The sequence below is a fragment of the Nonomuraea africana genome (genome assembly GCF_014873535.1).
GTDB lineage: Bacteria > Actinomycetota > Actinomycetes > Streptosporangiales > Streptosporangiaceae > Nonomuraea > Nonomuraea africana.
Genome location: NZ_JADBEF010000001.1, coordinates 6,320,067 through 6,345,351, shown reverse-complemented (window position 1 = coordinate 6,345,351; position 25,285 = coordinate 6,320,067). Strand labels below are relative to the sequence as shown.

At 71.8% G+C, this 25,285-nt stretch carries 26 protein-coding genes; 17 read left to right on the top strand and 9 right to left on the bottom strand.

Annotation, left to right across the window (positions count from 1 at the left end):
• The first annotated feature begins 176 nt into the window (after positions 1-176).
• A complete protein-coding gene (locus H4W81_RS30065; RefSeq protein WP_020545024.1) occupies positions 177-344 on the top strand; it encodes a DUF3117 domain-containing protein in 168 nt (55 codons plus the stop codon).
• A 73-nt stretch (positions 345-417) separates the two neighbouring features.
• On the top strand, positions 418-1,821 hold the full coding sequence (locus H4W81_RS30060; RefSeq protein ID WP_192777899.1) for a leucyl aminopeptidase family protein: 1,404 nt from the start codon (positions 418-420) through the stop codon (positions 1,819-1,821).
• A 27-nt stretch (positions 1,822-1,848) separates the two neighbouring features.
• On the opposite strand, the gene H4W81_RS30055 is transcribed toward H4W81_RS30060, so the two are convergent.
• The gene (locus H4W81_RS30055) at positions 1,849-2,487 is read right to left on the bottom strand and encodes an O-methyltransferase (RefSeq protein WP_192777898.1); all 639 of its coding nucleotides are present in this window, start codon (positions 2,485-2,487) and stop codon (positions 1,849-1,851) included.
• Between the two features lie 161 nt (positions 2,488-2,648).
• On the opposite strand from H4W81_RS30055, the gene sigE reads away from it, so the two are divergent.
• From sigE to H4W81_RS30030, 5 genes are all read left to right on the top strand, one after another.
• Positions 2,649-3,290, top strand: coding sequence for an RNA polymerase sigma factor SigE (sigE, locus tag H4W81_RS30050; RefSeq protein WP_192777897.1), 642 nt, complete (start codon positions 2,649-2,651; stop codon positions 3,288-3,290).
• 1 nt (position 3,291) lies between these two features.
• A complete protein-coding gene (locus tag H4W81_RS30045; protein ID WP_192777896.1) occupies positions 3,292-3,813 on the top strand; it encodes an anti-sigma factor family protein in 522 nt (173 codons plus the stop codon).
• On the top strand, positions 3,810-4,769 hold the full coding sequence (locus H4W81_RS30040; protein ID WP_192777895.1) for a sigma-E factor regulatory protein RseB domain-containing protein: 960 nt from the start codon (positions 3,810-3,812) through the stop codon (positions 4,767-4,769). The genes H4W81_RS30045 and H4W81_RS30040 overlap by 4 nt, the downstream gene beginning before the upstream one ends.
• Before the next feature lie 72 nt (positions 4,770-4,841).
• Positions 4,842-6,293 (top strand): S1C family serine protease, encoded by a 1,452-nt coding sequence (locus H4W81_RS30035; protein ID WP_192777894.1) that lies wholly within the window; start codon positions 4,842-4,844, stop codon positions 6,291-6,293.
• 107 nt (positions 6,294-6,400) lie between these two features.
• Positions 6,401-6,757: a sec-independent translocase gene (locus H4W81_RS30030; protein WP_192777893.1), complete on the top strand. Its 357-nt coding sequence runs from the start codon at positions 6,401-6,403 to the stop codon at positions 6,755-6,757.
• Between the two features lie 207 nt (positions 6,758-6,964).
• Here H4W81_RS30030 and H4W81_RS30025 read toward each other — a convergent pair whose 3' ends face one another.
• The gene (locus H4W81_RS30025; protein WP_192777892.1) at positions 6,965-8,104 is read right to left on the bottom strand and encodes an Mrp/NBP35 family ATP-binding protein; all 1,140 of its coding nucleotides are present in this window, start codon (positions 8,102-8,104) and stop codon (positions 6,965-6,967) included.
• A gap of 72 nt (positions 8,105-8,176) precedes the next feature.
• Here H4W81_RS30025 and H4W81_RS30020 point away from each other — a divergent pair, with 72 nt between their 5' ends.
• Positions 8,177-8,620, top strand: coding sequence for a MarR family winged helix-turn-helix transcriptional regulator (locus H4W81_RS30020; RefSeq protein ID WP_225958853.1), 444 nt, complete (start codon positions 8,177-8,179; stop codon positions 8,618-8,620).
• Here H4W81_RS30020 and H4W81_RS30015 read toward each other — a convergent pair.
• Both H4W81_RS30015 and H4W81_RS30010 read right to left on the bottom strand, forming a co-directional pair.
• Complete coding sequence (locus H4W81_RS30015) at positions 8,592-9,059, bottom strand: DUF1003 domain-containing protein (RefSeq protein ID WP_192777891.1); 468 nt, start codon at positions 9,057-9,059, stop codon at positions 8,592-8,594. The two genes, H4W81_RS30020 and H4W81_RS30015, sit on opposite strands and share 29 nt — an antisense overlap.
• A complete protein-coding gene (locus H4W81_RS30010; protein WP_192777890.1) occupies positions 9,049-10,245 on the bottom strand; it encodes a magnesium transporter MgtE N-terminal domain-containing protein in 1,197 nt (398 codons plus the stop codon). Before H4W81_RS30010 ends, H4W81_RS30015 begins: the two co-directional genes overlap by 11 nt.
• An 85-nt stretch (positions 10,246-10,330) precedes the next feature.
• Between H4W81_RS30010 and H4W81_RS30005 the strand changes: the two genes are divergently transcribed.
• Positions 10,331-11,263, top strand: a complete 933-nt coding sequence (locus H4W81_RS30005; protein ID WP_192777889.1) for an EamA family transporter — start codon at positions 10,331-10,333, stop codon at positions 11,261-11,263.
• Between the two features lie 17 nt (positions 11,264-11,280).
• Here the strand turns inward: H4W81_RS30005 and H4W81_RS30000 are convergent, their stop codons facing one another.
• Positions 11,281-12,930 carry a serine/threonine protein kinase gene (locus H4W81_RS30000; RefSeq protein WP_192777888.1) on the bottom strand — a complete coding sequence of 550 codons (1,650 nt, stop codon included), beginning with the start codon at positions 12,928-12,930 and terminating at the stop codon, positions 11,281-11,283.
• A 52-nt stretch (positions 12,931-12,982) separates the two neighbouring features.
• Positions 12,983-13,333 carry a hypothetical protein gene (locus tag H4W81_RS29995; protein ID WP_192777887.1) on the bottom strand — a complete coding sequence of 117 codons (351 nt, stop codon included), beginning with the start codon at positions 13,331-13,333 and terminating at the stop codon, positions 12,983-12,985.
• 78 nt (positions 13,334-13,411) lie between these two features.
• On the opposite strand from H4W81_RS29995, the gene uppS reads away from it, so the two are divergent.
• Both uppS and H4W81_RS29985 read left to right on the top strand, forming a co-directional pair.
• The gene (uppS, locus tag H4W81_RS29990) at positions 13,412-14,158 is read left to right on the top strand and encodes a polyprenyl diphosphate synthase (RefSeq protein WP_318782038.1); all 747 of its coding nucleotides are present in this window, start codon (positions 13,412-13,414) and stop codon (positions 14,156-14,158) included.
• Positions 14,159-14,233: 75 nt separating this feature from the next.
• Entirely contained in the window at positions 14,234-15,172 is a 939-nt protein-coding gene (locus tag H4W81_RS29985; protein WP_192777885.1) for an HpcH/HpaI aldolase/citrate lyase family protein, read from the top strand.
• 31 nt (positions 15,173-15,203) lie between these two features.
• Here H4W81_RS29985 and H4W81_RS29980 read toward each other — a convergent pair whose 3' ends face one another.
• Both H4W81_RS29980 and H4W81_RS29975 read right to left on the bottom strand, forming a co-directional pair.
• Positions 15,204-15,743 carry a DUF6529 family protein gene (locus tag H4W81_RS29980; protein ID WP_192777884.1) on the bottom strand — a complete coding sequence of 180 codons (540 nt, stop codon included), beginning with the start codon at positions 15,741-15,743 and terminating at the stop codon, positions 15,204-15,206.
• Positions 15,740-16,441 carry a hypothetical protein gene (locus H4W81_RS29975; RefSeq protein WP_192777883.1) on the bottom strand — a complete coding sequence of 234 codons (702 nt, stop codon included), beginning with the start codon at positions 16,439-16,441 and terminating at the stop codon, positions 15,740-15,742. Before H4W81_RS29975 ends, H4W81_RS29980 begins: the two co-directional genes overlap by 4 nt.
• A gap of 98 nt (positions 16,442-16,539) precedes the next feature.
• On the opposite strand from H4W81_RS29975, the gene H4W81_RS29970 reads away from it, so the two are divergent.
• Both H4W81_RS29970 and H4W81_RS29965 read left to right on the top strand, forming a co-directional pair.
• On the top strand, positions 16,540-17,667 hold the full coding sequence (locus tag H4W81_RS29970; protein WP_192777882.1) for a CPBP family intramembrane glutamic endopeptidase: 1,128 nt from the start codon (positions 16,540-16,542) through the stop codon (positions 17,665-17,667).
• A gap of 410 nt (positions 17,668-18,077) precedes the next feature.
• Positions 18,078-21,359: a beta propeller repeat protein gene (locus H4W81_RS29965; protein ID WP_192777881.1), complete on the top strand. Its 3,282-nt coding sequence runs from the start codon at positions 18,078-18,080 to the stop codon at positions 21,357-21,359.
• 259 nt (positions 21,360-21,618) lie between these two features.
• On the opposite strand, the gene H4W81_RS29960 is transcribed toward H4W81_RS29965, so the two are convergent.
• Positions 21,619-22,008, bottom strand: a complete 390-nt coding sequence (locus tag H4W81_RS29960; RefSeq protein WP_318782037.1) for an NUDIX hydrolase — start codon at positions 22,006-22,008, stop codon at positions 21,619-21,621.
• Between the two features lie 74 nt (positions 22,009-22,082).
• Here H4W81_RS29960 and H4W81_RS29955 point away from each other — a divergent pair, with 74 nt between their 5' ends.
• The 4 genes from H4W81_RS29955 (at position 22,083) to H4W81_RS29940 (ending at position 25,251) form a co-directional block, all read left to right on the top strand.
• Positions 22,083-22,712, top strand: coding sequence for a DUF6758 family protein (locus H4W81_RS29955; RefSeq protein WP_192777879.1), 630 nt, complete (start codon positions 22,083-22,085; stop codon positions 22,710-22,712).
• Positions 22,713-22,748: 36 nt separating this feature from the next.
• Complete coding sequence (locus H4W81_RS29950) at positions 22,749-23,363, top strand: MarC family protein (RefSeq protein WP_192777878.1); 615 nt, start codon at positions 22,749-22,751, stop codon at positions 23,361-23,363.
• 367 nt (positions 23,364-23,730) lie between these two features.
• Positions 23,731-24,414: an MBL fold metallo-hydrolase gene (locus H4W81_RS29945; RefSeq protein WP_318782036.1), complete on the top strand. Its 684-nt coding sequence runs from the start codon at positions 23,731-23,733 to the stop codon at positions 24,412-24,414.
• Entirely contained in the window at positions 24,415-25,251 is an 837-nt protein-coding gene (locus H4W81_RS29940) for a RecB family exonuclease (protein WP_318782035.1), read from the top strand.
• The last annotated feature ends 34 nt before the right edge of the window (positions 25,252-25,285 follow it).

The following is a 25,285-nucleotide window of genomic DNA, read 5'->3' as shown; positions in this document are numbered from 1 at the left end:
CACCAGTTTGGACGTCTTCGCGACCCTGGACAACGGATGCTGGGAGGAGATCGTTACCCATTTGGCACTCCGATGCGGGAGAATAGGACATCACAGAAGACGTGAATGCGTCGGCCACCCACCCGGGGCGGTCGTTGATCGCAACCGCGGAGTCCATGGCAGGAAGGGATACACGCATGGCGGCGATGAAGCCGCGGACCGGTGATGGTCCGCTGGAGGTCACCAAGGAAGGGCGCGGCATTGTCATGCGGGTCCCGCTCGAGGGTGGCGGCCGGCTCGTCGTGGAGATTTCGGCCGACGAGGCGAAGGCGCTAGGCGAAGCGCTGAAGAACGTTGTCGGCTGACGCCGGCTCAACCACCTGATCGAACGGCCCTGGCGTCTCTCCGCCGGGGCCGATCACGTTTGGAGATTCTCCCGTGCCCATCCAGACGACGACGTCTGTGCTCTCCGAGGCGCCCGCGGACGCCGAACTGCTCGCGGTGCCGTACGACTCGGCGCTGAACCCGCGGGTCGAGCTGCCGGTGCCGGTGGCGGCCCTGATGGCGCACCACGCGGCCAAGGGCGAGGCAGGCGAGATCGTCGAGGTCCCCGTCACCCGCGGCGACTCGGTGGGCGTGCTCCTGCTCTACGGCGTGGGCGACGGCTCGCCCCGCTCCCTGCGCAAGGCCGCCGCCGCGCTCGCCCGCAGGGCCAAGGGCAGGGCCGAGCTGACCGTGGTGGTCCCCTCGGGTGACGCCTCCGTCTTCGCCGAGGCCGCGCTGCTCGCCACCTACACCTTCAAGATCGGCGCGCCCCAGGGCAAGCCGCCGGTCGCCGCCGTGGCCTTCGTCGGCGCGGAGGAGGCGGCCGTACGGCGGGGCGAGACCGTCGCGCAGGCCGTGGCGGTGGCCCGTGACCTGGCCAACACCCCGTCCTCGACCAAGACCCCCGCGTGGCTGGCCGACCAGGCCGCCGTCGAAGGGCTCGAGGTGAAGGTGTGGGACGAGGAGGCGCTCAGGTCCGACGGGTTCAGCGGCATCCTCGCCGTCGGCCAGGGCTCCGTCCACCCGCCCCGCCTCATCCAGCTGTCCTACACCCCCGACTCCTACGACGAGCACGTGGTGCTGGTCGGCAAGGGCATCACGTTCGACTCGGGCGGCCTGTCACTCAAGCCCACCGACAACATGAAGACCCAGAAGACCGACATGGCGGGCGGCGCCGTCGTCATCGCGGTCATGGGCGCCCTGGCCACGCTCGGTTCTCGGGTGCGGGTGACGGGGCTGATCGCGGCGGCCGAGAACATGCCCTCGGGCACCGCGCAGCGACCCGGCGACGTCATCACCCACTACGGCGGCACCACGGTCGAGGTGACCAACACCGACGCCGAGGGGCGCCTGGTCCTGGCCGACGCCCTGGCCTACGCCGACGCCGTGCTCGAGCCCGACGCGATGGTCGACATCGCCACCCTCACGGGGGCGATCAGTGTCGCGCTCGGCCGCAACATCGGCGCCGTCTACGCCACCGACGACGACCTGGCGCAGGCACTGGTCTCGGCGGGGGAGGCCACCGACGACAGGCTGTGGCGGATGCCGCTGATCGACGACTACCGTCCCGCGCTCGACTCGCCGATCGCCGACATGCAGAACGCCGACCTCGGCGGGCGCTTCGGGGCGGGGTCGATCACGGCGGCGCTGTTCCTGAGGGAGTTCACCGGCAAGCGGCCGTGGGCGCACCTCGACATCGCAGGGGTCGGCAGGAGCACGGTGGACGAGGGCACGACCACCAAGGGCGCCACGGGCTTCGGCGTCCGCGTCCTGCTCGACTGGCTCACCCGCCGCTGAGCCCTCCGCCGAGGGGCTGGCCGCCCTTCAGACGGAGATCTTGATGGCGGCCAGCAGCCCGTCGCCCAACGGCATCATGAGCGGCCGCAGGCGGTCGTCGGCCTGCACGAGCTTGCCCAGCTCCCGCACCGCGACCGTGTCGGGGTCGCGCTGGGAGGGGTCGGCCACCCTGTTGTGCCACAGCGCGTTGTCGAAGGCCACGATCCCGCCCACGCGCAGCAGCCGCACCGACTCGGCCAGGTAGTCGGCGTACTCCTGCTTGGCCGCGTCGGCGAACACCAGGTCGTACCCGCCGTCGGACAGCCGGGGCAGCACGTCGAGCGCGCGCCCGGTGATCAGCCGGATCCGGCCGCCGGAGAAGCCGGCGTCCGCGAAGGTCTGGCGGGCCAGGCGCTGGTGCTCGGGCTCGACGTCGACGCTGGTCAGCGTGCCGTCGGGGCGCATGCCGCGCAGCAGCCACAGCCCTGACACGCCGCACCCGGTGCCGATCTCCACGACGGAGCGCGCGTTGAGCGCCGTGGCGAGGAAGCACAACGCGGCACCGCCTCCGGGAAGGATGGGCGGCGCGCCCATCTCCTGGCCGCGCTGCCGCGCCGCGTGCAGAATCTCATCCTCATGATGGAACTGCTCCGCATAGGCCAGAGTGGCCTCTACCGGGCTGGTCATCGGCCTCTCCTCCCCACTTCCGTGCAATTGGTCACCGATCGCAGCCTAGGGGAGACACGCCGGGACGGGAACTCTGGTCGCGCCTAACGCGTTGCAGGTTTAAACGGGCTTTGCCGGTCCTGAAGGCAGGCAGTGCGCACGAAGGGACGAAACCAGGCACTATGGCGGTAGCGACGGTGGTCCCAAGGAGAGGAGTGCTGGTGGACGAAAGCGACCACCAGGCCGATCCTCGCGTGTCAGATGTGTCTGAATGGACTCCTCCCACCTGGGAGGAAGTGGTGCGGACACACTCCGCCCGCGTGTATCGGCTGGCCTACAGGCTGACCGGCAACGTTCACGACGCGGAGGACCTCACGCAGGAGGTCTTCGTCCGGGTCTTCCGGTCCCTGTCGAGCTACACACCCGGCACCTTCGAGGGCTGGCTGCACAGGATCACGACGAACCTGTTCCTCGACACGGCGCGCAGGAAGCAGCGCATCCGCTTCGAGGGCCTGGCCGACGACGCCGCCGAGCGGCTGAGCGGCAGGGAGCCCTCTCCCGCCCAGGCGTGGGACGACGCGCATCTCGAGCCCGACATCCAGGCCGCGCTCGACGCGCTCGCGCCCGAGTTCAGGGCCGCGGTGGTGTTGTGCGACATCGAGGGCCTGTCGTATGAGGAGATCGCGGCCACGCTCGGCGTGAAGCTGGGCACGGTCCGCAGCAGGATCCATCGTGGCCGGGCGCAGTTGCGAGAGGCGCTCGACCACCGGGCGCCCCGCAGCCCTGAACTCCCCCCGACCGTGACCCGTGGGGAGGAAGTCTGATATGTCGCACCTTGGAGAGCGCCTCTCGGCGCTTGTCGACGGTGAGCTGCGCCACGCCGAGCGTGAGCGCGCCCTCGCCCACCTGGCCTTCTGCGCCGACTGCAGGCGGGAGGTGGAGGCGACGCGGGCGCTGAAGTCGCGCCTGCGCTCGCTCGACGGCCCGTCGATGCCCGCCGACCTCACGATGTCGTTGCTGCGGATGGGTGAGCCAGGCGACCCCGTGCCGCCACGGGAGCGCCCCTTTCCGACCTTCGGCGGCGTCCCGCTTCCCGGCCCGCGCAGCATCGCCCCACCGGACAACCGGCCTCGGGGGGTTCTGGGCGGCTCGTCGGGGCCCGGACGGTCCCGCAGGCGTCCGGCCTATGTGGCCGTAGGCGTCGTCTCCGCCGCGGTCGCGCTCGGCACGCTGTTCGTTGTCGCAGGGCAGGACCAGGGCCCCTCGGTCTCGCCTCCCGTCGAGGTGTTCAAGCAGGTCCACAAGACCACGGTGCCCTACGGCAATCCGCCCTCCGCCACTCCGTGAGCCGGCTGCTGGCCGTCCTCGTGCTGGCGCTGCCGTTGGCGCTGGGCCTGCAGGGCACGGCGCTCGCCGTCCCTGACGACTCGGAGAACGAGGACACCGGGCTGTCGCTGCTGAGGCAGTCGGCGGCCGCGGCGAGGGCACAGCGGTACTCAGGCACGATGTTCACCACGTCGGGCGCGGTGCTGGCGGTGCGCAACGCGCCGGGCACGGGCATGACGATCGACTCGCGCGCGGCCGATCCGGGCGCGCCCGCGGGCGGCCTGCTGGCGCCCTCGGACGGCATGCTGCGCGCCCTCGGCGCCAACTACCGGGTGGTCGAGTCGGGCGCCGGCAGCGTCTGCGGCAGGGCGGCCCGCCTGGTCGAGGCGCTACGGCACGACGGGCGGGTGGCCGCCCGCTACTGGATCGACACCGCCAGCGGAATCCCGCTGCGCAGGGAGGTGCTCGACGGCCAGGGCAGGATCGCCAGGGGCGAGGCCTTCGTCGAGGTGACGATCGACGCCGCCCGCCCCCTGACACACCTCCCCACCCCGGGAAGACTCGGCTCCGGCACGGTCGCCGCGCTCAGGTCTCACGGATGGGTGTTCCCCACCATCCTGCCCGGCGGTCTCGAGCTGGCGAACGCCGCCGAGACCGGCGGCTACCTGAAGCTGGGATACTCGGATGGTGTGTCCGTTCTGTCGGTGTTCGTCCAACGCGGCAACCTGGACGAGGAACGGCTCGCGGGCTGGCGTAGTCAGCATCGCGACGGGCATACGATCTGGATCCGGGATCCTGCCGGGCTGGAAATGATCTGGGCAAGTGGGGGTCATGTCTACACCGTCTTCGCCGACGCGCCCTCGGACGTGGCAGCGGCCGCGGTCCTCGGCCTGCCGCACGAGGCGGAGCCGGGCTTCTGGGACCGGTTCGCCCGTGGCGCCGACCGTGTGCTTTCCTGGGTCAACCCGTTCGCTTGACGCTCGCTTTACGTCTCTCGTACATCGCGCTGGCGAAGATTGCGGTGTCCGAACAAGGAGTGGTGAGACTAGATGACCGACGAGACGCGCCCGACGGACGGACGCACGCCGTCGGACCTCGCTGAGCCGCAGGGGCGGCCGGAGTTCCTGCCGGCCGGCGACGGGTGGGAGAGCGCACGGACCGAGCAGCTCGGCTGGAACGCCGCCGAGCAGCCCCAGCTGGATCAGCCCTACGCCTCCGGGTGGGGCGACCCGTCGGGGCGGCCCTCCGGCGACACCGCGGTCTACAACAGCCCCGACTACGGCCCGCCGCCGCCCCCTCCGCCACCCGCCATGGCGGTCGGCATGGGGCCGGGATGGGGGCCGCCGCCCCCGCCCGCCGACGGGCCGTCGAGCCAGGGCCGCCGAGGGCCGAGCACGGGCGTGCTCGTCGCGCTGGGCGTGGTGATCGCGCTGCTGGCCTCCGTGACGGGCAGCGTCGGCACCTATCTGCTCACCAGGCCGAGCGGCACGGCCATCGACCCCTCCTACTCGCTCGGCCCGGTGCCCACGGGGGAGACCAGCAGGGCGCCCGAGTCGGTCGCCGGCGTGGCCTCGCGGGTGCTGCCCAGCGTGGTCTCGCTCGAGATCGAGGGCGCGAGCGACGCGGGCACGGGCTCGGGCTTCCTGATCAAGGGCGGCTACGTGGTCACCAACAACCACGTCGTCGAGCTGGCCGCCCAGGGCGGCGCCATCAAGATCGTCTTCAACAACCGCAAGTCCACCACGGCCCGCATCGTCGGCCGCGATCCCGGCTCCGACCTGGCCGTGGTCAAGCCCGACCAGACCTTCGGCACGCCGGAGATCACTCTCGGCAACTCCGACCAGGTGGTCGTCGGCGACCCGGTGATCGCCATCGGCTCGCCGCTCGGCCTGACCGGTACCGTCACCACCGGCATCGTGAGCTCGCTCAACCGGCCGGTGGTGGCCGGTGAGGGCAACGACCCCGACCCCGCCTACATCAGTGCCATCCAGACCGACGCGGCCATCAACCCGGGCAACTCCGGCGGCCCGCTGGTCAACGCCAAGGGCGAGGTCGTCGGCGTCAACTCCGCGATCGCCACGCTCAGCAGGGCGATCTCCAGCCAGAGCGGCAGCATCGGCCTGGGCTTCGCGATCCCGATCAATCAGGCCAGGCGGGTCGCCGAGGAGATCATCACGACCGGCGCGGCCAAGCGGGTCAAGATCGGCATCGTCCTCGACTCGCGCTACCGCGGTGAGGGCGTGCGCATCGCCTCCGAGCCCGCGCAGGGCCGCCAGCCCGTGGAGGCCGACGGCCCGGCGGGCAAGGCGGGCCTGAAGCCGGGCGACATCATCCTGGAGCTCAACGGCCTGCGTATCCAGGACAGCACCGAGCTCATCTCGCTCATCCGCAGCAAGTCGCCGGGCACGAAGATCGCAATCAAGTACAAGCGCGGAGCCGAGGAGCGGATGGCCACGCTGACCGTCACGGCCGAGGCCGAGCCCACTCCCACACCGTCATGATTCGGCGGGCTCGTCCGGGCTGGGTGCGTCACAGCCCGGTCGAGCCCTTAGTCTGGAACTGGCCGGGGTTGTCCCCGGAACCGGTTGCACAGTGGTAGGAGCTTGCGGTGTTCGGACTCGGTTGGATGGAGGTCGGGGCGCTCGTCGTCATCGCGCTGCTGGTCTTCGGGCCGGACAGGCTGCCGCAGGCGGCCGCTCAGGCGGGCAAGACGTTGCGCAACCTCCGTCGCATGGCCACCAATGCCAGGGACGATCTGCGCTCGGGCCTCGGGCCCGAGTTCTCCGACTTCGATCCGGCGGACCTCAATCCCAAGAACTTCGTTCGCAAGCACCTGCTCGACGACGTCGAAGACTCGTGGAACGCCACGCCCCAGCCGGCGCTCGAGCCCGTCGGCGCCGGGCCCGAGCCGATCTCCGAGCTCGGCTTCGGCGAGCTCCCGCCGTACGACCCCGAGGCGACCTGATCCTCTCCCCTCATCTTTGACGGCACGCGAAACGGACGGCCACCCCTTTCCCGGGGTGGCCGTCCGTCTTTCACGCGTACCCGTCACGTCGCCCGTGAGGGGGCCGTGGCCCGGACGTGACGGTGGTCACCGTCGCCGCAGTGCCGTGATGGACGGGCGGCGGGCGGTGACCACGGTGGCCTCAGTACGGCCGGCAGTGAAAACCGGTCATCGAGGGGTCGGGGACAGCCCGAGGGAACGGCCCTTGAGGCTCGACGAACGCTTGGACAGCTGCGCCGCGATGCGGCGCAGCTCGGCGGCGGCGGGAGCGTCGGGGTCGGTGAGCACGAGGGGCTTGCCCTCGTCGCTGCCCTCGCGCAGCCGCGTGTCGAGCGGCACCTGGCCCAGCAGCGGCACCCTGGAGCCGAGGGTGCGGGTCAGCGCGTCGGCGACCGTCTGGCCGCCGCCCTCGCCGAAGAGGCTGATCCTCTCGTCGCAGTGCGGGCAGGGCAGCCACGCCATGTTCTCGATGACCCCGGCGATCTGCTGGTGGGTCTGCGCGGCGATGGAGCCGGCGCGCTCGGCCACCTCGGCTGCGGCCATCTGCGGCGTGGTGACGACGAGCAGCTCGGCCGAGGGCAGCCGCTGCGCCACCGAGATGGCGATGTCGCCGGTGCCGGGCGGCAGGTCGAGCAGCAGGACGTCGAGGTCGCCCCAGTAGACGTCGGCGAGGAACTGGTGCAGGGCGCGGTCGAGCATCGGCCCGCGCCACACCACCGCCGAGTTGCCCTCCGGCTTGAACATCCCGACCGAGATGACCTTGATGTCATGCGCCACCGGCGGCATGATCATGTCCTCGACCTTGGTGGGACGATCTGACGCGCCCAGCATGCGCGGGACGCTGTGGCCGTAGATGTCGGCGTCGACGATGCCCACCTTCAGGCCCTGGGCGGCCATGGAGGCGGCCAGGTTGACGGTGACCGACGACTTGCCGACGCCGCCCTTGCCGCTGGCCACCGCGAAGACGCGGGTCAGCGAGCCCGGCTGGTTGAAGGGGATCTCCTTCTCCGGCGCGCGGTTGCCGCGGAGTTTGGTCTGGAGGGTCTTGCGCTGCTCCTGGCTCATGACGTCGAGGTCGACGCGCACACCAGTGACGCCGTCGAGCGCGGAGACGGCGGCGGTGACGTCACGGGTGATCGTGTCTTTCAACGGACACCCCGCCACCGTCAGGTAGATGCCGACGACGATCTCGCCTGAAGGGGAGATGTCGATGCTCTTGACCATGTCAAGGTCGGTGATCGGCCGGCGGATCTCGGGGTCGTTGACCGTGGCGAGTGCGGCTGTCACCTGTTCCGGGGAAGGTGCCATGAGTCCATGGTATGAACCTAGACCGGATATGCCGAACGCCGGGGCCTTTAGGATTCTTCTAGGATTCTTCGCATGGTGGGGATGTCGCCTGCGGAGTCGGCGGTCTGGCGCATGATGCAGCGGGCCCAGGTGCGCATCACCCGCCGGCTGGAGGCCGACCTGCTGGCCGCCCACGACCTCGCGCTCGCCTCCTACGACGTCCTGCAGCAGCTGTCGGAGGCGCAGGGGCGGCGGCTGCGGATGAACGACCTGGCCGACCGGGTGCTGCTGTCGCGCAGCGGCCTGACCAGGCTCATCGACCGGCTCCAGCGCGACGGCCTGGTGCAGCGGGAGGCCTGCGCCGACGACGCGCGCGGCCTGTTCGCGGTGCTGACCGACGCGGGGGAGGCCAGGCTGGTGGAGGCCACCCCGACCTACCTGCGCGGCATCCGCGCGGAGTTCCTCGACGTGCTGGAGCCGGAGGAGCTCGCGCAGTGCACGGCGATGCTCACGAAGCTTCTGGTCGCTCCTCGCTGAACCGCTGCAGCTCCGAGCGGAGGAAGTCGCGGGTGGCCAGCTCGCCGATGGCGATGCGCAGGCCCGCGATCTCGCGGGTGAGGTACTCGACGTCGGCCTGGTTGCGATCGCTCGCCAGCCGATCCTGCTCGTACTGCACGCGGTCGCGGTCGTCCTGGCGGTTCTGCGCCAACAGGATCAGCGGGGCGGCGTAGGAGGCCTGCAGCGACAGCATGAGCGTGAGGAAGATGAACGGGTACGGATCGAAGCGCAGGTGGGCGGGCGAGAGCACGTTCCAGCAGATCCAGACCGCGACGAAGCCCGTCATGTAGACCAGGAAGCGGGCGGTGCCGAGGAACCGGGCGATCTGCTCCGACAGCCGTCCGAACGCCTCCGGATCGTAGTGCGGGCGGAACGTGCGTCTCAGCTCGCGTGGCTGGTCCAGCCGGTCAACCTGCATCGCGCCAGCCCTCGGGCAGCAGGTGGTCGAGCACGTCGTCGACGGTGACCGCGCCGACGAGCTGGCCGAGCTCGTCGACGACGGGGACCGCCACGAGGTTGTAGGTCGCGAGATACGCGGTGACCTCGGTCAGCGGCAGGTCGGGCCTGATCGGGTCGAGCGAGGAGTCGATGACGGCGCCCAGCAGCGTGGAGGGCGGATCGCGCAGGAGCCGCTGGAAGTGGGACACCCCGAGGTAGGTGCCGGTCGGGGTCTCGTTGGGCGCGCGCGTGACGAAGACCTGGGCGGCCACGGCGGGCGGCAGGTCCTTCTGCCTGATCTTCGCGAGGGCCTCGGCGATCGTGGCGCTGGGCGGCAGGATCACGGGGTCGGTCGTCATCATGCCGCCCGCGGTCTTCTCGTCGTAGGTCAGCAGGCGCTTGACCGGCGCGGCCTCTTTCGGCTCCATCAGCGCCAGCAGGCGCGCCGACTGGTCTTCGGGAAGGTCCTGCAGCAGGTCGGCGGCGTCGTCGGGGCCCATCTCCTCCAGCACGTCGGCGGCCCGCTCGGGGTCCAGCGTGCCGAGGATGCCCATCTGGTCGCCCAACGGCAGCTCCTCGAGCACGTCGGCCAGCCGGACGTCGTCGAGGGCCGCGGCGACCTCGATCTTCCGCTTGTCGGGCAGCGCGTGCAGGGCGCTGGCCAGGTCGGCCGCGCGCATGGACTCGAAGGCGGCGATGAGGCCCGCCGCGCCCTGGTCCGGCTGGAGGATGTCGAAGCCCGACACTTCACGCCAGTCGACGATCCTCGGGTCTCGCCTTCTCTTCCTGACGACGGCCACCTTGGTGATCTCCCAGATGGAGGGGCGCACCTCCTCCATGGCAAGGTCGTAGACGATCATCGGCTCGCCGCCGACCTCGACGGTCAGGTCCAGCATCTGCCCCAGGACGAGCGTCTCCGTCGCGCGCTGCTCGAACCTGCGGATGTTCAGCCGTCCGGTGAAGATGACGGCGCCCGCCTCGATGCCGCGCACGCGGGTGATGGGCAGGAAGACCCTGCGGCGGGGCTGGACCTCCACGACCATGCCGTGGACCCGGGGCGCCTGCGCGGGGCGCACGCCCGCCACGACGTCCCTGATGCGGCCGATCTGGTCGCCCGCCGGATCGAAGACCGCGGTCCCGGCCAGCCGGGCAACGAAGATCCTCATATCAGCCAGCCTAACCCGACCTGGGCGTTTGCCTCCGGCGCGACTGGCGTGTAAGTATCAAACACCTAAATTGGTGGTGACATACATGAAGTACTCAGGCTTGGCGATCGCCTTCGTCTCCGCATGGTGTTTCGCGTTCTCGGGGCCGATGGCGAAGTTTCTGGGCGAGGCCGGGCTGGCCCCGCTCGAGTCGGTGTGGGCGCGCATGGCGGGCGCGGGGTTGCTGCTGCTCGCCGTCCTCGTGGTGGTGAAGCCGCGCGCGCTGCGCATCCCGCGGTCACGGCTGCCGTTCTTCGGCGCCTACGCGGTGATGGCGGTGGCGGGCGTCCAGGCGCTCTACTTCGTGGCCATCACCAGGCTGCCGGTGGGCATCGCGCTGCTGCTGGAGTTCATGGCGCCGGTGATGGTCGTGCTGTGGGTCCGTTTCGTCCGCAGGGTACGGCTGCCGCGGGCCGCGTTCGTCGGCGCGGTGGTCGCGGTCGTGGGGCTCGGCATCGTCGTGGAGGCCTGGCAGGGCATGCGGATCGACCCGCTGGGCCTGCTCCTCGGCCTGGCGGCGGGTGCGTGCTGCGCCGGATACTTCCTGATGAGCGACAGCTTCGGCGATGACGTCGACCCGCTCGGGCTGATCGCCTGGGGGATGATCGGCGCGGCCGTCGTGCTGCTGCCGTTCTCGCGGCCGTGGAACATCCCGTGGGAGGCGTTCACGACGAAGGCCACGCTGGGCGGCCATACGCTGCCGGTGCTCGGCGCCTACCTGTGGATGGTCGTGGTGGCGACCGTCGTCGCCTACATCCTGGGCGTCAACGCGGTACGGCGGCTCTCGGCGGCGGTCGGCGCCACGGTGGCCTCGCTGGAGGTCATCGGCGGCGCCGTGGTGGCGTGGGCGTTGCTCGGGGAGGCGCTGGGCCTCTTCCAGATCATCGGCGGGCTGATCGTGATCAGCGGCGCGCTCCTGGCGCAGACCGCGACCGCCAGTCCCGTGGCCGGGCCCGTGCCCGAGCTCAGCCGCGTCTGAGCGCGCAGGGTCGCGGCTCAGCCGCCCTTGAGCTCGGTCGGCTCGGGGTCGGGGTCCGGCGTGGCGGTGTCGTCGGCGGGCGGTGTCGTCGGCGTCTCCGTCGGTGTTTCCGTCGGCCCCTGCTCGGTGGGCTCGGCGCTCGGGTCGCCAGGCGCGGTGGTGGCGCCGTCGGAGGGGTCGGGGACGGGCGCCTCGTCGGGGCCCGAGGAGACGTAGAGCGTCACCACGCTGCCCTTGGCGAGCCTGCCGGGGCCGGGCGAGGTGGAGATGACGTAGTCCGCCTCGAGCGACGCGTCGGCGCGATGCTTCACCTTGGCCTGCAGGCCGAGATCCTCCAGCTGGTCGAGGACGTCGTCGACGTGCTGGCCCTCCAACGAGGGAAGCAGCACGCCCGGCTTGGGCTTGGCCTTGGCCGGCTCCTTGGCGACGGGCTCCGGCTCGGGCTCCCCCACGTAGGCGGGGAGTGTGCCGCCGTCCGGGCTCTGGCTGGAGCGGGCGGCGCTGAGCTGGGGGACGATGACGGCGGCCGTGACGGAGGCGGCGAGCGCCATCGCGGCGAGGAGCAGCAGCGCGGGGCGCAGCCGTCCACGCCGGCGAGGCCTGGCCGGCCGGGCGGCCGGCTGTTCCACGGGGAGGATCGCGGTCGGCCTGGCCGGCGCGGCCGGCGCGAGGGCCGGATCGGTGGGGGCCAGATCCTGCTCGGCGGTGTCCCGGGCGGCGGTGTCCCGGGCGGCACGGTCCCAGTCGGCACGGTCCCAGTCGGCACGGTCCCGGCCGGTGGAGTCGGCGACCGGCTCGGCGGGGGCCTCGGCGACGGGCTCGGTGGCGGGCCCGGTCGCCGGCTCCATGGCGACGGCCTGCGGCTCGTCCTCCGCGGGGTGCGGCTCCCGCCGCGCTGCCGGGGCGTGCCCGACGAGGCGCAGCAGGGCGTCGGCGGCGCTCGGGCGCGCGGAGGGGTCCTTGGCCAGGCAGGCGGCCACCAGCGAGCCGAGCGGCTCGCCGAGCTCCGGCAGGTCGGGCTCCTTGGTCAGGATCCGGTGGAAGATCGCGGGGACGCTGTCTCCGCCGAACGCGGGGCGTCCCGTCGCCGCGAACACCATGGTCACCGCCCACGCGAACAGATCGGACGCGGGGCCCACCGTCTCGCCCGCGATCTGCTCGGGCGACATGTACGCGGGCGTGCCGATCAGGCCGCTCGCGCTCGCCGTCGTGGCGTCGAGCGCCTTGGCGATGCCGAAGTCGATCACTCTGGCCCCGTCGAGGCCCAGCAGCACGTTGCTCGGCTTGAAGTCGCGGTGCACCACCCCCGCGCGGTGGATGGCGGCCAGCGCCGCCATCGTGCCCACCGCCAGCCGCTCCAGCGCTCCCGAGGTGCGCGGGCCGCCCTCCCTGACGAGCTGGTCGAGGGAGACGCCCTCGACGTACTCACTGACGATGTACGGCCGGTCCCCGTCGGTCGAGGCGTCGAGCACGCGGGCGGTCGAGAACTCGGCCACCCTCCTGGCCGACGCCACCTCCCTCAGGAAGCGGTCGCGCGCGGCCGGGTCGCCGGAGAACCTGGCGTGCAGCATCTTGACCGCCACCAGCTCGCCCGAGGCGGACCTGCCGAGGTAGACGACCCCCTGGCCACCCTCTCCCAGGCGGCCGAGCAGCTCGTAGTCGCCCATGCGGGCGGCATCGTGAGCCAGGAGTGGCTGAACATTCTGCACTCAACGCACCCTACGGGGTAAGGCGCACCACAGCGGACTTCTCAGCCCAACGGTCGGTGAGATGGACTGCGTCCCGGGCGTTCAGCCGCTCCTTCGCCAGCGCCGCCACCGCCTCGGCCGCCTGAGCCTGGTCCACGACCTCCACCTTCGCGTCGAACACCACCAGCTCGGCCCCGTTGTCCTTGCTCCTCAGCGTCACCCGCACGCTGTCGCGCCCGACCAGGCCGGGCAGCTCCTGCTCCTCACCGCCGGTCACGAGGTAGATCGCCCCTTCGTGCCAGACGTGCCACGCGAGCCTCGGGCGGTCCAGATGCAGCCACAGGATGCCCGACTTCTTCGCGCCCTCCTCGATCACGCTCACCCGCGTCTCCTCCCTCTCACCCTGCGCCGATCTCCAGCATGCCGCACCGCGCCGGAGAATCCCGACTATCGTGCGGGTGTGCTCTACGCCCTGTACGCCAGGCACCTGCGCGCCCGTCTCCGACGCGGCCCCCTCCCGCGCCACGTCGCGCTGGTCATGGACGGCAACAGGCGCTGGGCCAAGGAGATGGGGCTCGAGAACCCGAGCCAGGGCCACCAGCACGGCGTCGAGCACATCGAGACCGTCCTCGGCTGGTGCGCCGACCTCGACATCAGGCACGTCACGATCTACGTGGCCTCCATCGACAACGTCCGCAAGCGCGAGTCGAACCAGGTCGCCTACTACATGCGGCTGATCGAGGAGATCATCGCGGGACGCCTGGTGGAGTCGGCCGCCCGGTGGCGACTCCACGTCGCCGGACGGCTGGACGAGCTGCCCGACTCCACCGCGCACGCGCTCAAGCTCGCCGTGGACCGCACCCGCGACCGCCCAGGTTTCCACCTGACCGTCGCCATCGGCTACGACGGGCGGCAGGAGGTCGTCGACGCCCTGCGCTCCCTCCTCGACGACCGCGCCCGCGCGGGCGTCCCCATCGAGGAGCTCGCCCGCACGATCACGGCCGACGACATCGCCGCCCACCTCTACACCGCGGGCCAGCCCGATCCCGACCTCATCATCCGCACCAGCGGGGAGCAGCGGCTGTCCGGCTTCCTGATCTGGCAGGCCGCCAGCGCCGAGTTCCACTTCTGCGAGGTCTACTGGCCGGGCTTCCGGCACGTCGACTTCCTCCGCGCCCTTCGCTCCTTCGCCGCCCGCCACCGCTGACCCTCCCGCGGCGCATGGCCGCGATAGAAGAGACCGTGCTGTCGAAGCGGCGGGCGTCCGCGCTAGCTTTTGGGCATGCGCTCACGCCGTTCGTGTCTCGCGGTCCCCGGATCCAACCCGCGCTTCCTGGAGAAGGCCCAGACCCTGCCCGCCGACGAGGTCTTCCTCGACCTGGAGGACTCCGTCGCGCCGCAGGCCAAGGAGGAGGCGCGCAAGAACATCGTCGCCGCGCTGCGCGAGGGCGACTGGAGCGGCAAGGTGCGCGTCGTCAGGGTGAACGACCTGACCACGCAGTGGACCTACCGCGACGTGATCGAGATCGTCGAGGGCGCGGGGGAGTTCCTCGACTGCGTGATGCTGCCGAAGGTGCAGGACCCCACCCAGGTGATCTGGCTCGACACGCTGCTCACCCAGATCGAGCGGACGATGGGCTTCGAGGTGGGGCGCATCGGCATCGAGGCGCAGATCGAGAACGCGCGCGGGCTGGTGAACGCCGACGCCATCGCGGGCTCGTCGCCCCGCCTCGAGACGCTGGTGTTCGGTCCCGCCGACTTCATGGCCTCGATCAACATGCGCACGCTGGTGGTGGGTGAGCAGCCGCCCGGTTACACCGAGGGCGACGCCTACCACTACATCCTCATGCGGCTGCTGATGGCGGCCCGCACCCACGATCTGCAGGTGATCGACGGACCCTACCTGCAGATCAAGGACGTCGAGGGCTACCGGAGGGTGGCCCGCAGGGCGGCGGCGCTCGGCTTCGACGGCAAGTGGGTACTGCACCCCTCCCAGGTGGAGGCGGCCAACGAGGTGTTCTCGCCGTCCCAGGAGGACTTCGACCACGCCGAGCTGATCCTCGAGGCGTACGAGTACTACACGACCGTCGAGCGGCGGGGCGCGGTGATGCTGGGCGACGAGATGATCGACGAGGCGTCGCGCAAGATGGCGCTGGTGGTCTCGGCCAAGGGCCGCGCCGCGGGGTTGCGGCGTACGACGACCTTCACCCCAGGCGCCTGAGCCCGCTCTGAAACCGCACGCCTGGGCCGGCTCAGAACTTCACGCCGATCGTGGTGAAGAACCACAGCGACGAGGTCAGCCAGAGGCCGACCAGCGCGGCGAAGAGGCCGCCGCCCAGCAGCGGAAGCGTCCAGCCTGGCAGTCCCCTGCGGGGCAGCGCGAGCATCTTCGCCGCGAAGACCCCGTAGAAGAAGCAGCCGAGCAGCGAGTGCACCAGCACGCGCGGCACGTCGTACTGCAGTCCCAGCGCGTAGAGGCAGTGGAAGGCGACGGGGATGGTCAGCAGGAAGGCCACCCTGCCCGACCACCGGTGCACCCACGCGGGGATGTCGACGCCGAGCCTGCCCCACATCGACAGGGCGGAGACGACCTGGACGAAGGCCAGAACGAAGGCGCCCGTCGTCAGCCACGCCTTCATGGGCAGGGCTTGGGAGAACCCGGCGGGCCCCACGGCGAACCCGGTGGGCGGGTGCAGCCTGCCGTACACGCCGAGGGCGACCATGACGAGGGCCCCGGCCAGCAGCGGTGTCAGCAGGCCCGCGGGGGCGGGCCGGTCGGTGACGGTGGTCATGACATCTCCTCGATGAATGCGTCGACGTCCTTGGGCGAGACGGCGTCGCCGTCGATGGTGACCGGCGAGCCAGGGGTGATCGTCGGCACCGGCACCGGGTCGCCGTCCTTCACCATGGCGCCGACCTGGACGAACCCGTTGCCGTCCGGGCGGGACAGGACGATCCAGCCGGCCCGGTAGCGGGCTCCGCGCACGAGCGCGGTGGCGCGGTAGAGGCCGGAGGGCTTCTTGACGGTCGGCGCGGTGAAGTCCCACCGCTTGCCGCCGAGCGCCAGCTCGCCGGTGGCCTTGCCGCCGTCCAGGACCGCCGAGAGGGTGGCGCCGCCGAAGCCCTTCAGCGTCACCTCGCCGTCGCCCGCCTTGCCGGCGAACCAGGCCTCGGTCCTGCCGTCGCAGAAGTAGCCGACGGCCTTGCCGTTCCTGACGGAGACGGCGACGAGTCCGCCGTTGCCGCGCACCCTGCCCGCGTAGTCGGCCTTCACGGCGGCGGGCCGCGCGGACGTGGCAGGTGCGGGGGTCACGGAGGTCGTGGCCTCCGCGACGGGGGGCACGGTGGCGGTGGACGTGGCGGCCGACGTGGCGTCGGCCGTCGTGGTGAGGGTGCCGGTCTGCGGCGCCGACGCGACGCTGGCCACGCCCAGTCCCGCGGCCAGCGCGGCGCCCGCCGCCAGTGTGATGAACGGCCCGAGCCTTGACATGACTGCTCCCGGAGTTCGAATGGTCTCCCACCGAGAATCCGCCGGTGCCCGCCACCTGTCTGTGAACTAATGCGCGTACGGGTGGACAGAATGAAGGAATGCACGACAACCAGCCACCCGTCCCGTACGGCCCGCCGCCTCCGGGGCAGCAGCCGCCGTACGGCCCGCCGTCCCCGGGACAGCAGCCGCCGTACGGCCCGCCCCAGGGACAGCCGCCGGAGTACGGCCCGCCGCTCCAGGGACAGCCGCCGCAGTACGGCATGCCGTACCAGCCGGGGCCCTACGCGCAGGGGCAGTACGGCGCGCCGGTTCCCCGCCCGCCCTGGTTCGTGCCCGCACCGCGCGGCACGCGCTACGACCACCTGGCGCGCAACCCGCTGAACGCCTGGTGGCGGCAGGTGGTCGGCACGCTGCTGGTGGCGCTGGCCTTCTTCGGCACGGCGGTGTTCGTGGTGCTGGCGGGCGTGATCGTGGCCACGCTCGCGGGCATCCCCACGCCGATGACCCAGGAGCGGATGTTCGGCGACCCCGTGTTCGGCCTGGCGGTGACCCTGCTGTCGATCGCGGCCGTGCTTCCGCTGGTCTACGGCACGGTGGCGGTGATCCAGCGCAGGCCGCCCGGCACGCTCTCCTCGGTCCTCGGCCGCCTGCGGTGGCGGTGGATGACGGAGTGCGCCGCCATCGGCGTGGTGGCGTTGGTGCTGGGTCAGGCGGCGCTCTGGGTGGCCTACGTCGTGACCGGAGAGGACACCTCCGAGCTGCTCGGCTGGCGGGGGTGGGGCGGCTTCCTGCCCGCGCTCGTGGTGATCGTGCTGCTGGTGCCGTTCCAGGCGGCGGCCGAGGAGTACATCTTCCGCGGCTGGCTCCTGCAGGCGTTCGGCGCGTACATCCGCTCGCCGTGGCCCGGCATCGTGGTGGGTTCGGCGGGCTTCGCGGCACTGCACGCCTACACCGACTGGGGCATCCTCGACGTCTTCAGCTTCGGCGTGCTGATGGGATGGCTGGCCGTGCGGACGGGCGGGCTGGAGGCCCCGATCGCCATGCACGTGGTGAACAACACGCTGGTCTTCGCCCTCAGCGCGGCGGCAGGGGATCTGGACGACGCGCTGAAGCAGGGCGCGGTGCCGTGGCAGTCGCTGGTGGGGACCGTGGTGCAGCTGTCGGTGTTCGCTTTCGGGGTGCTGTGGCTGGCGAGAAAGCGGGCGATCAACACCGTTTCCGGATAAATCACGCCGCGGTGCGGCGAAATCTCGCTAGAGAGGTCTCGCCATCGCGGCTCACGCGTGCTGGTCTGGATTCTGTGGAGGTGTGGGAAGGTGATCATTTCAGTGGGACGGGGTAGGAGTACCCCCGTGCGTTTCCCGAAATAGACGTACATACCTGGCATATCTGGAACGGTCCGGACATTTCCGACTAGGAGGTGCGACGCGTGGCCTCGGGCCCCAGCGAACCGCGCTCACCACGGCGACCGCCGGACGACGATCCGCGCCCTCCGGACTCAGGCACGGCGGAGCAGGCCGAGAGGCGGGAGGGACACTCCGCCGGTGAGGCGCGGCCCTCCGGTGGATCGGGTACTCCGGAGGAGCCCAGGATCCGCCACACGCCGCCAGGGCCCAGGGACGACCGCACCCGCGGCGTGCCCGTGGCCTCGCCGTGGGGGATGCCGCCGTTCGCCTCGCCCACGCCCGAGGACGAGCCCGCCGAAGGCGCGCCGTCCGACGCCGATGCCGCGGCGTGGCCCAAGGGTCGCAGGCCGTACAGCTCGCCGACGGCGCCGCCGGAGCAGGAGAGCCCGCGGCGGCGGCCGCGCAGGACCGTGGACAGGCCCGACAAGCTGGTCGCGAGCGGCCCACCCCGCCCCCACCCACGCCGCGCCGAACCCGCGGGCCGGCCGCCGCAGGCGGAGCCCGCGGTCGACCGTCCTTTCCCGCCCCACGCCGAACCCGCCGCCGAAAGGCCCCCGCAGCCTCGCGCCGAACCCGCGGAGGATCGGCCCCCCGCTCCTGAGGCGGCGGTAGGAGAAGCCCAGGAGCCGACCGCCGGGGAGGCCCAGGGGCGCGCGGCCGGGGAAGCTCCAGGGGGAGTGGCCGGGGAAGCCCGGCGGGAGTACGGCGAAGCCCAGGGGGAGGCCCGGGAGCCGGTGGCCGAGCGGGACAGGCCGACCGCGCCGCATCCGCGTCCGCCCGGCGTCAGGACCGGTCCGCCGCCGAGCCGCGCCCAGCCGTACCGCAGGCCCGAGCCCCAGGAACCGCCGGCGCCGGTCACCGACGTGCCGGAGGACGGGGTGGGCGGCCCGCCGATCCCCGTGCGCTCCGAGATCCGTGCAGAGCCCGAACGCGTTCCCGGCGAGCGGCCGGAACGCGGTCATGACGATCAGCATGGGCCCGATCGGGCTCCTGACGGGTGGCAGGCGGAGGCGCGTACCGGAGAGCCGAGAGAGGAGTGGGCCGGAGAGCACGCGGGGGCGGGAATCGGAGAGCCGGGGGATGAACGAACCGGGGGACAGGGGGAGGAGCCGGTTCGCCGGGTCGGCAGGCCGCCGGGAGGTCGTCCCACCCGTCCCGACCTGCTCGTCGCCTCGGGCCCGGCCGGCCCGGCGGGCTCGGCGGGAAGACATCACCGCGGCCCCGCCCCGTCGGCGATCCGCCGGTCCAGTCCGGTCAGGCGGCGCCGCCGTCTCGGCCCCGCGGTGATCGTCCTCACCCTGGCCCTGACCGTCGCCGCGGGCGTGGCCGCCTACCGCTGGTGGAACTCCACCGGTACGGGCCTGCGCCTGGCCGCGGGCGACGGACGCTCGGGCGACGAGCTGTTCGTCGTGCCCGCGGCGGGAGACGGCTCCAACCAGAAGCTCAACGACCTGGCCGCCGTCGGCGCGAGCGTCGTGGCGGTCGGCAGCGACACCACCAGCCCGCTGCCGCGCCCGCTGTTCCTCTTCTCGCCCGACAGCGGCGCGACCTGGCAGCTGGCCAACGTCACGGGCGGCACGACCACCACGGTCCAGCGGGTGGTCGGCGCCAACGGCAGATGGCTCGCCTTCGGCCAGGACGGCGTGGGAGACGAGCGCGGCCTGTGGACCAGCACGGACGGTTTCACCTGGGCCGCGGTCGAGCAGAGCGGCCTGCAGGTGTTCAGGAAGGGCGACCTGATCCACGACATCGCCAGGACCACCTCGGGCTTCGTCGCGGTCGGCCGTACGGTCCTGCAGGACGGCACGCCCGGCCCGGTCGCCTGGCACTCGCCCGACGGCCGCGCCTGGACCAGGGTCGACAGCAAGGACATCGGCACCCCTGACAAGGTGCGCGAGTTCAGAACCGTGGTGGCCAGGGAGGACCAGGTCGTCGTCCTCGCCCAGCCGGCCCAGGGCGGCGGCTCGGTCGTCATGCGCTCGACCGACGGCGGGCGCACCTGGGTCCGCACCGCCACGCAGTTGCCTAACATCGCGCCCAGGCAGGGCACGCTCGCCGTCCTGCCCACGCGGTTCGTCCTCGTTCCCACCAAGGACCGCGACCCCGCGGGCGACGTGCACGTCTACTGCTCGCCCACCGGGGCCGAATGGGCCAAGTGCGGCACGATCGGCGGTCTCGGCGCGCAGAGCACCGGCGTCAACGCGGTCGTCACCCACACCGCGGGTCTCGCCGCGGTCAGCCAGTCGGGCCTCGACCGCTACACCGTCTACACCAGCACCGACGCCCGTACCTGGACCAAGCGCGCCGACCTCGGCAGCATGCCGGGCGCGACCGTGCGCGGGCTGACGCTGTCCGACTCGGGCACGCTGGTCGCCGGAGGTGACCAGGCCGCGGCCGACGTCGACAACCAGCTCGTGCTGATGACGGCCAAGGAAGGGCAGCCGCCCGGCAAGGTACGGCTGGCCGACATCAAGGGCCTGACCAGGGTCGCCCGCGAGACCGCCAGGGTCGCCGCCGCCGACGGTCGCTTCGTCGCGGTCGGCTCGGCCTCCGGCGACGCGGGCATCTGGACCAGTACGGACGCCGTCGGCTGGAAGTCGATCACGCTCGCCGCGCCCCGGCAGCAGGAGCTCGCCGACCTCGCCCACGGCCGCAAGGGCTGGCTGGCCGTCGGCACCACCATGCCCGACGCCTCCTCCACCGAGCCGTTGCTCGTCGGCTCCACCGACGGCCGCGCCTGGAAGAGGATCGACGGCCCCTCGCGGGCCGAGGGCCAGCCGTACCTGGACATGCGGGCGGTGGCCGCGGGCCAGAAGGGCTACCTGATCGCGGGCGAGGATCGGGCGGCTTCGGGTACGGCGAGCGCCGCGCTCTGGTACACCACCGACCTGCGGAAGTTCACCCGCGTGGAGAAGCTGCCGCGCGGCGGTGCGGGGGTGCGCATCCACGACGTGGCCGCCGGTCAGGGCTCCTACGTCGCGGTCGGCGGCTCGGGCGGCGCGGAGCGCGAGAGCGGCGTCGTCTGGACCTCCGCCGACGGCCTGACCTGGAAGGCGGGAGAGCGCCTCATGCCGCCGTCGGCCACCTCGGCGGGCCTGCGCCAGGTCGCCTGGTACGGCGAGCGGATCGTCGCGATGGGCACCGCTCAGGTGTCGGGAGCGCGCAGGGCCTTCGCCGCGGTGTCCGATGACGAGGGGGCCTCGTGGCACTACTCCTGGCTGCCCGCTGAGCAGGCCGCGGCGGTGCACGACCTGGCCGCGGCCGTCCAGGGGCTGGTGGCGGTGGGCTGGCACGGGACGCCCGGGAGCGGCGACAGCGCGGCATGGACCTCCGAGGACGGACTGAGCTGGAACCGCCAGGACCTGACCAAGGACCGGCTGGGAGGGGAGGGGCTGCAGTGGCTGGGCGCCGTGACCGTCACGGGGGCCGACGTGGTGGCACTGGGCCGCTCCACCACCTACAACTCCGACCACCTCATCCTGTGGACGTCCACCCTGTCGTCGGACCGGTGAACCGTCCAGCACGTCCGGGCGCTGGCGCACAGGACCCGCCCGGTGGTTCCACAGCAACGATGGGACACTTCGGCTCTCCTGATTTTGCCGGCGGGATGGCTTGCTGTGGGCGGGTCGGCGATGACCAAGCCGACGTGTACGACCGCCCCGGGGCATGGGGTGGCAGCGCGGGGAGCCCTCCAGCCGTTGGGCGGGGCTGTGAACCGCGAACCACTCGGCGCAAGCCGGGAATCTTCGCCCTTCCAGGCCGGAGAGGATGTCAAAGGACCCGCCATGACGTGAGGGCCTCGAGCAGGCCGGCGGCCAGCGGAAGCCGAGCGAGGTCGGCGGGTGCGCACCAGCGCGCCGCGGCGGCGTCGTCGCCGGGTGCGAGTGTGCCCGAGACCACGGTGGCGAGATAGTCGCGGATCACGTAGACGGTTCGGCCCGGCCCGGCCCGCTCGACGGCGCCCGCCAGCGCGCCGACCGTCACCACCAGCCCGGTCTCCTCCAGCACCTCGCGCCGTACGGCGGCGGCGTCGCTCTCGCCCGCCTCCACCCTGCCGCCGGGAATCGACCAGAGCCCCTCGCCGGGCGGGTGGCCGCGCCGGATGAGCAGCAGCCGGCCCGCGTCGTCCACGATGATCGCGCCCACACAATTTACGCGCACATGGCCAAGATTACGGCGGGATAACGAGCTGTGCCCTTGACGGATGGGGCCCTCGCGACGCACCGTGAGTAGCTGTGAGAGCGGCTCCGACCTGTCCACGGTGTTTTGGCCCGCTTCATGCACCGAGTGCATGGTCCAGTGCGTGGCGCTGCGACGCGCATGGCGATGTCCTGCCCTTCCAGGCGCTGCCGCCGTCCGGCGCAGGCTACGCCTCGGTACGGCAGAACGCGGTCGTCCCTGTCTGGCTGCCGTGGCCGCTGGCGCCGGGCTGGCTGGTGACGGGCTTCGGCCAGGCGGGAGACGAACGCAGCGGCGCACGCGCGAGCCTGGTCGCGCTGGCCGGCCCCTCGGTCACCCTCGGCCCGACCGACCTGGTGATCATCGCGGAGGAACCCGGCGTCGGCCTGGGCGCGTCCTTCGCGGGGCTCGACGGCCCCGACCCCGGCGTGGGGTTCGACGAGGGCCCGCCGAACGCCAAGATCCATGTGCTCGGCCACCCGACCGCCCTGTGGTGCGTCGGCGGGCCCGCCGACCGGGCGATCTACGCGGGCGAGGCGCTCGGCAACTGGATATGGGCGATCTGCTGGCCGGCGGAGGCGGGGTGTCTCATCGCCCTCACCGAGCTGTGCATGCGCGACCTGCGCGACCACGACCAGGACCTCGATCTGCCCTTCGGCGCGTTCTCGCCCAGACTCGAGGGTTAACATCGTGACCTCCCCCTTTCGAATCTGGGGGGACAGGTGTTCGACGTCAGGTTCTTCGTCGAGGCTTTCGTCACGATGTTCGTCATCATGGACCCGCCTGGCGTCATCCCGCTGTTCCTGGCCTACACCGGCGGACGCACCCCCGCCGAACGCAGGCGCATCGCCTGGCAGGCGGCGGTCACGGCGTTCTGCCTGATCGTGGTCTTCGCCGTCTTCGGCCAGGCCATCCTGAGCTACCTGCACGTCGAGGTGCCCGCCATGCAGATCGCCGGCGGACTCCTGCTCCTCCTCGTCGCGCTCGAGCTGCTGCGGGGCACCACCGAGCCCCAGGCGGGAAGCGTCAAGTCGAACGTCAACGTGGCGCTGGTGCCCCTCGGGACCCCGCTGCTGGCCGGTCCAGGGGCCATCGTGGCCACCATCGTCTTCGCCCAGCAGGCCGAGACGGTGACCGGCGGCATCGTCGCGCTCGGCCTCGCCATCGCCCTGGTGCACGTGGTGCTGTGGCTGTTCATGCGCTTCTCGGTGCGCATCATCCGGGTCATCAAGGAGAACGGGGTCGAACTCGTCACCCGCATCGCCGGACTCCTGCTGGCGGCCCTCGCCGTCCAGCTCATCATCACCGCCGTCCGCTCCCTGGCCGCACAGCCCTGACCCCGAACCCTCCAGAAAACCCCAGCCACCGGCAGAGGGCCAGGACCTCCTTGATCCCTCGCCCCCGGAAGATCTCAGCCCCTGGCCGCCCGGAAGACCTCGGCCGAGGGGTGTGGCCGCGCGTTCCTTCGCCTCTCGCCTCCCCGAAGACCCCAACCCTCGCTCCAGGGAGACCCCAGCTGGACCCCTGAAGACGTCAGCGGTCGGTAGACGGGTAGGGCCGCGCGTTCCTCCGCATCTCGACCCTCCGATAAGACCTAAGCCGGCGATCTACGGGAGGCTTGCCGAAATGAGCCGCCGAAGCAGCGGGAATGCCGGGCCCCGGTGGCGATAGGGTGGCGGTGTGGTAGCGCGTATCGAGCGAGTCGTGACCGAGGGCACCGTCGACATCGACGGCACCGAGCACAAGGTCGAGAACAACACCTGGATCGTGGGCGACGACGACGAGGTCATCGTCATCGACCCGGCGCGTGACGCCGACAAGATCCTTGAGAAGGTCGGCGAGCGGGAGGTGCTGGCCGTCATCTGTACCCACGGCCTGCCCGACCACGTCGGCGCGGCCATCGAGGTGGCCAGCAGGGACGAGTCGGTGGTCGCCCTGCACCCCAAGGACAAGCCGATCTGGCGGGAGACCTGGTCCGAGACCTGGCCCGACATCGAGATGGAGGACGAAGGCGTCTTCGGTGTCGCCGACGTCAGGCTCGAGGTCCTCGAGACGCCCGGCATCACGATGGGCGGCGTCTGCCTCTACTCCGAGGAGCTCGGGGCGGTCTTCGCCGGCAAGTCGCTGCAGGCCGACGGTCCCGGCAAGCTGGGTGGCGAGTACCCCGCCCTGGCCGACCAGCTGACCTCCATCGGCGGCAGGCTGTTCACGCTGCCCGGCGCCACCAGGGTGCTGCCCAACCAGGGCGAGGAGACCACGATCGGCGATCTCGAGCCACACTTCGACGACTGGGTGTCGGGCTCGCTGACCCGCGAGGCGCCCCCCGAGTCCCCGCTGGCCGACGGCACGGGCGCGGCCGGCATCCGGCTGAACCTGGGCGATCAGTAGGTGCTGGAGCAACTTCCGCTCGAGGGCATGCCGCGACGGCTCTACTCGTGCACGCCGTCGCGGCTGAACTCATGGCTCGACTGCCGCAGGCGCTACCGGTTCTCCTACCTCGACAGGCCGCAGCCGCAGAAGGGGCCCGCGTGGGCTCACAACAGCATGGGCGCGAGCGTGCACAACGCGCTGGCGGCCTGGTGGCGCGAGCCGTACCACCGCAGAACCCCCGCGATGGCGAGCATCCTGCTCACCAACGGGTGGATCTCCGAGGGGTTCAGGGACTCCGAGCAGTCCACGAGGTGGCGCGACCACGCGCGCGGCATGGTGTCCGGCTACGTCGAGACCCTCGACCCTGCCGACGAGCCGGTCGGCGTCGAGCGCACGGTGGCGACGCGCACCAAGACCATCGCGGTCTCCGGGCGCATCGACCGTCTCGACCGGCGCGGGGACGAACTGGTCGTCGTCGACTACAAGACGGGACGCCGCCCGCTGACCCAGGACGACGCCCGTGGCTCGCTGGCGCTGGCGATCTACGCGATCGCCGCCTCGCGCGTGTTGCGCACCCCCTGCCACACCGTCGAGCTGCACCACCTGCCGACCGGAGAGGTCGTCGAGTGGCAGCACACCGACGAGTCGCTGGGCCGCCATCTGAGCAGGGCCGAGGAGGTCGCGCTCGAGGCGGGCGAGGCCGACGACCGCTACCGTGCGGGGGACACCGAGGCGCCCTTCCCGCCGAACCCGGGCCCCCTCTGCTCGTGGTGCGACTTCAGGCGCCACTGCCCCGAGGGCCGTACGGCCGCGCCCGACAAGCTCCCCTGGGACGCCCTCACCGACCCGAGCTGACCGGCCATCGGGAGCCGACCTGGGAACTGACCCG

What these genes read in the sequence shown, in the direction of transcription:
- H4W81_RS30020 (WP_225958853.1), top strand. Translation starts at nt 8,177, where the DNA reads ATGGTGGGGATGTCGCCTGCGGAGTCGGCGGTCTGGCGCATGATGCAG.
- sigE (WP_192777897.1), top strand. Translation starts at nt 2,649, where the DNA reads ATGGCGGTAGCGACGGTGGTCCCAAGGAGAGGAGTGCTGGTGGACGAA.
- H4W81_RS29985 (WP_192777885.1), top strand. Translation starts at nt 14,234, where the DNA reads ATGCGCTCACGCCGTTCGTGTCTCGCGGTCCCCGGATCCAACCCGCGC.
- H4W81_RS30045 (WP_192777896.1), top strand. Translation starts at nt 3,292, where the DNA reads ATGTCGCACCTTGGAGAGCGCCTCTCGGCGCTTGTCGACGGTGAGCTG.
- H4W81_RS30005 (WP_192777889.1), top strand. Translation starts at nt 10,331, where the DNA reads ATGAAGTACTCAGGCTTGGCGATCGCCTTCGTCTCCGCATGGTGTTTC.
- H4W81_RS29975 (WP_192777883.1), bottom strand. Translation starts at nt 16,441, where the DNA reads ATGTCAAGGCTCGGGCCGTTCATCACACTGGCGGCGGGCGCCGCGCTG.
- H4W81_RS30025 (WP_192777892.1), bottom strand. Translation starts at nt 8,104, where the DNA reads ATGGCACCTTCCCCGGAACAGGTGACAGCCGCACTCGCCACGGTCAAC.
- H4W81_RS30065 (WP_020545024.1), top strand. Translation starts at nt 177, where the DNA reads ATGGCGGCGATGAAGCCGCGGACCGGTGATGGTCCGCTGGAGGTCACC.
- H4W81_RS29980 (WP_192777884.1), bottom strand. Translation starts at nt 15,743, where the DNA reads ATGACCACCGTCACCGACCGGCCCGCCCCCGCGGGCCTGCTGACACCG.
- H4W81_RS29970 (WP_192777882.1), top strand. Translation starts at nt 16,540, where the DNA reads ATGCACGACAACCAGCCACCCGTCCCGTACGGCCCGCCGCCTCCGGGG.
- H4W81_RS30010 (WP_192777890.1), bottom strand. Translation starts at nt 10,245, where the DNA reads ATGAGGATCTTCGTTGCCCGGCTGGCCGGGACCGCGGTCTTCGATCCG.
- H4W81_RS30015 (WP_192777891.1), bottom strand. Translation starts at nt 9,059, where the DNA reads ATGCAGGTTGACCGGCTGGACCAGCCACGCGAGCTGAGACGCACGTTC.
- H4W81_RS30035 (WP_192777894.1), top strand. Translation starts at nt 4,842, where the DNA reads ATGACCGACGAGACGCGCCCGACGGACGGACGCACGCCGTCGGACCTC.
- H4W81_RS30055 (WP_192777898.1), bottom strand. Translation starts at nt 2,487, where the DNA reads ATGACCAGCCCGGTAGAGGCCACTCTGGCCTATGCGGAGCAGTTCCAT.
- H4W81_RS30000 (WP_192777888.1), bottom strand. Translation starts at nt 12,930, where the DNA reads ATGGGCGACTACGAGCTGCTCGGCCGCCTGGGAGAGGGTGGCCAGGGG.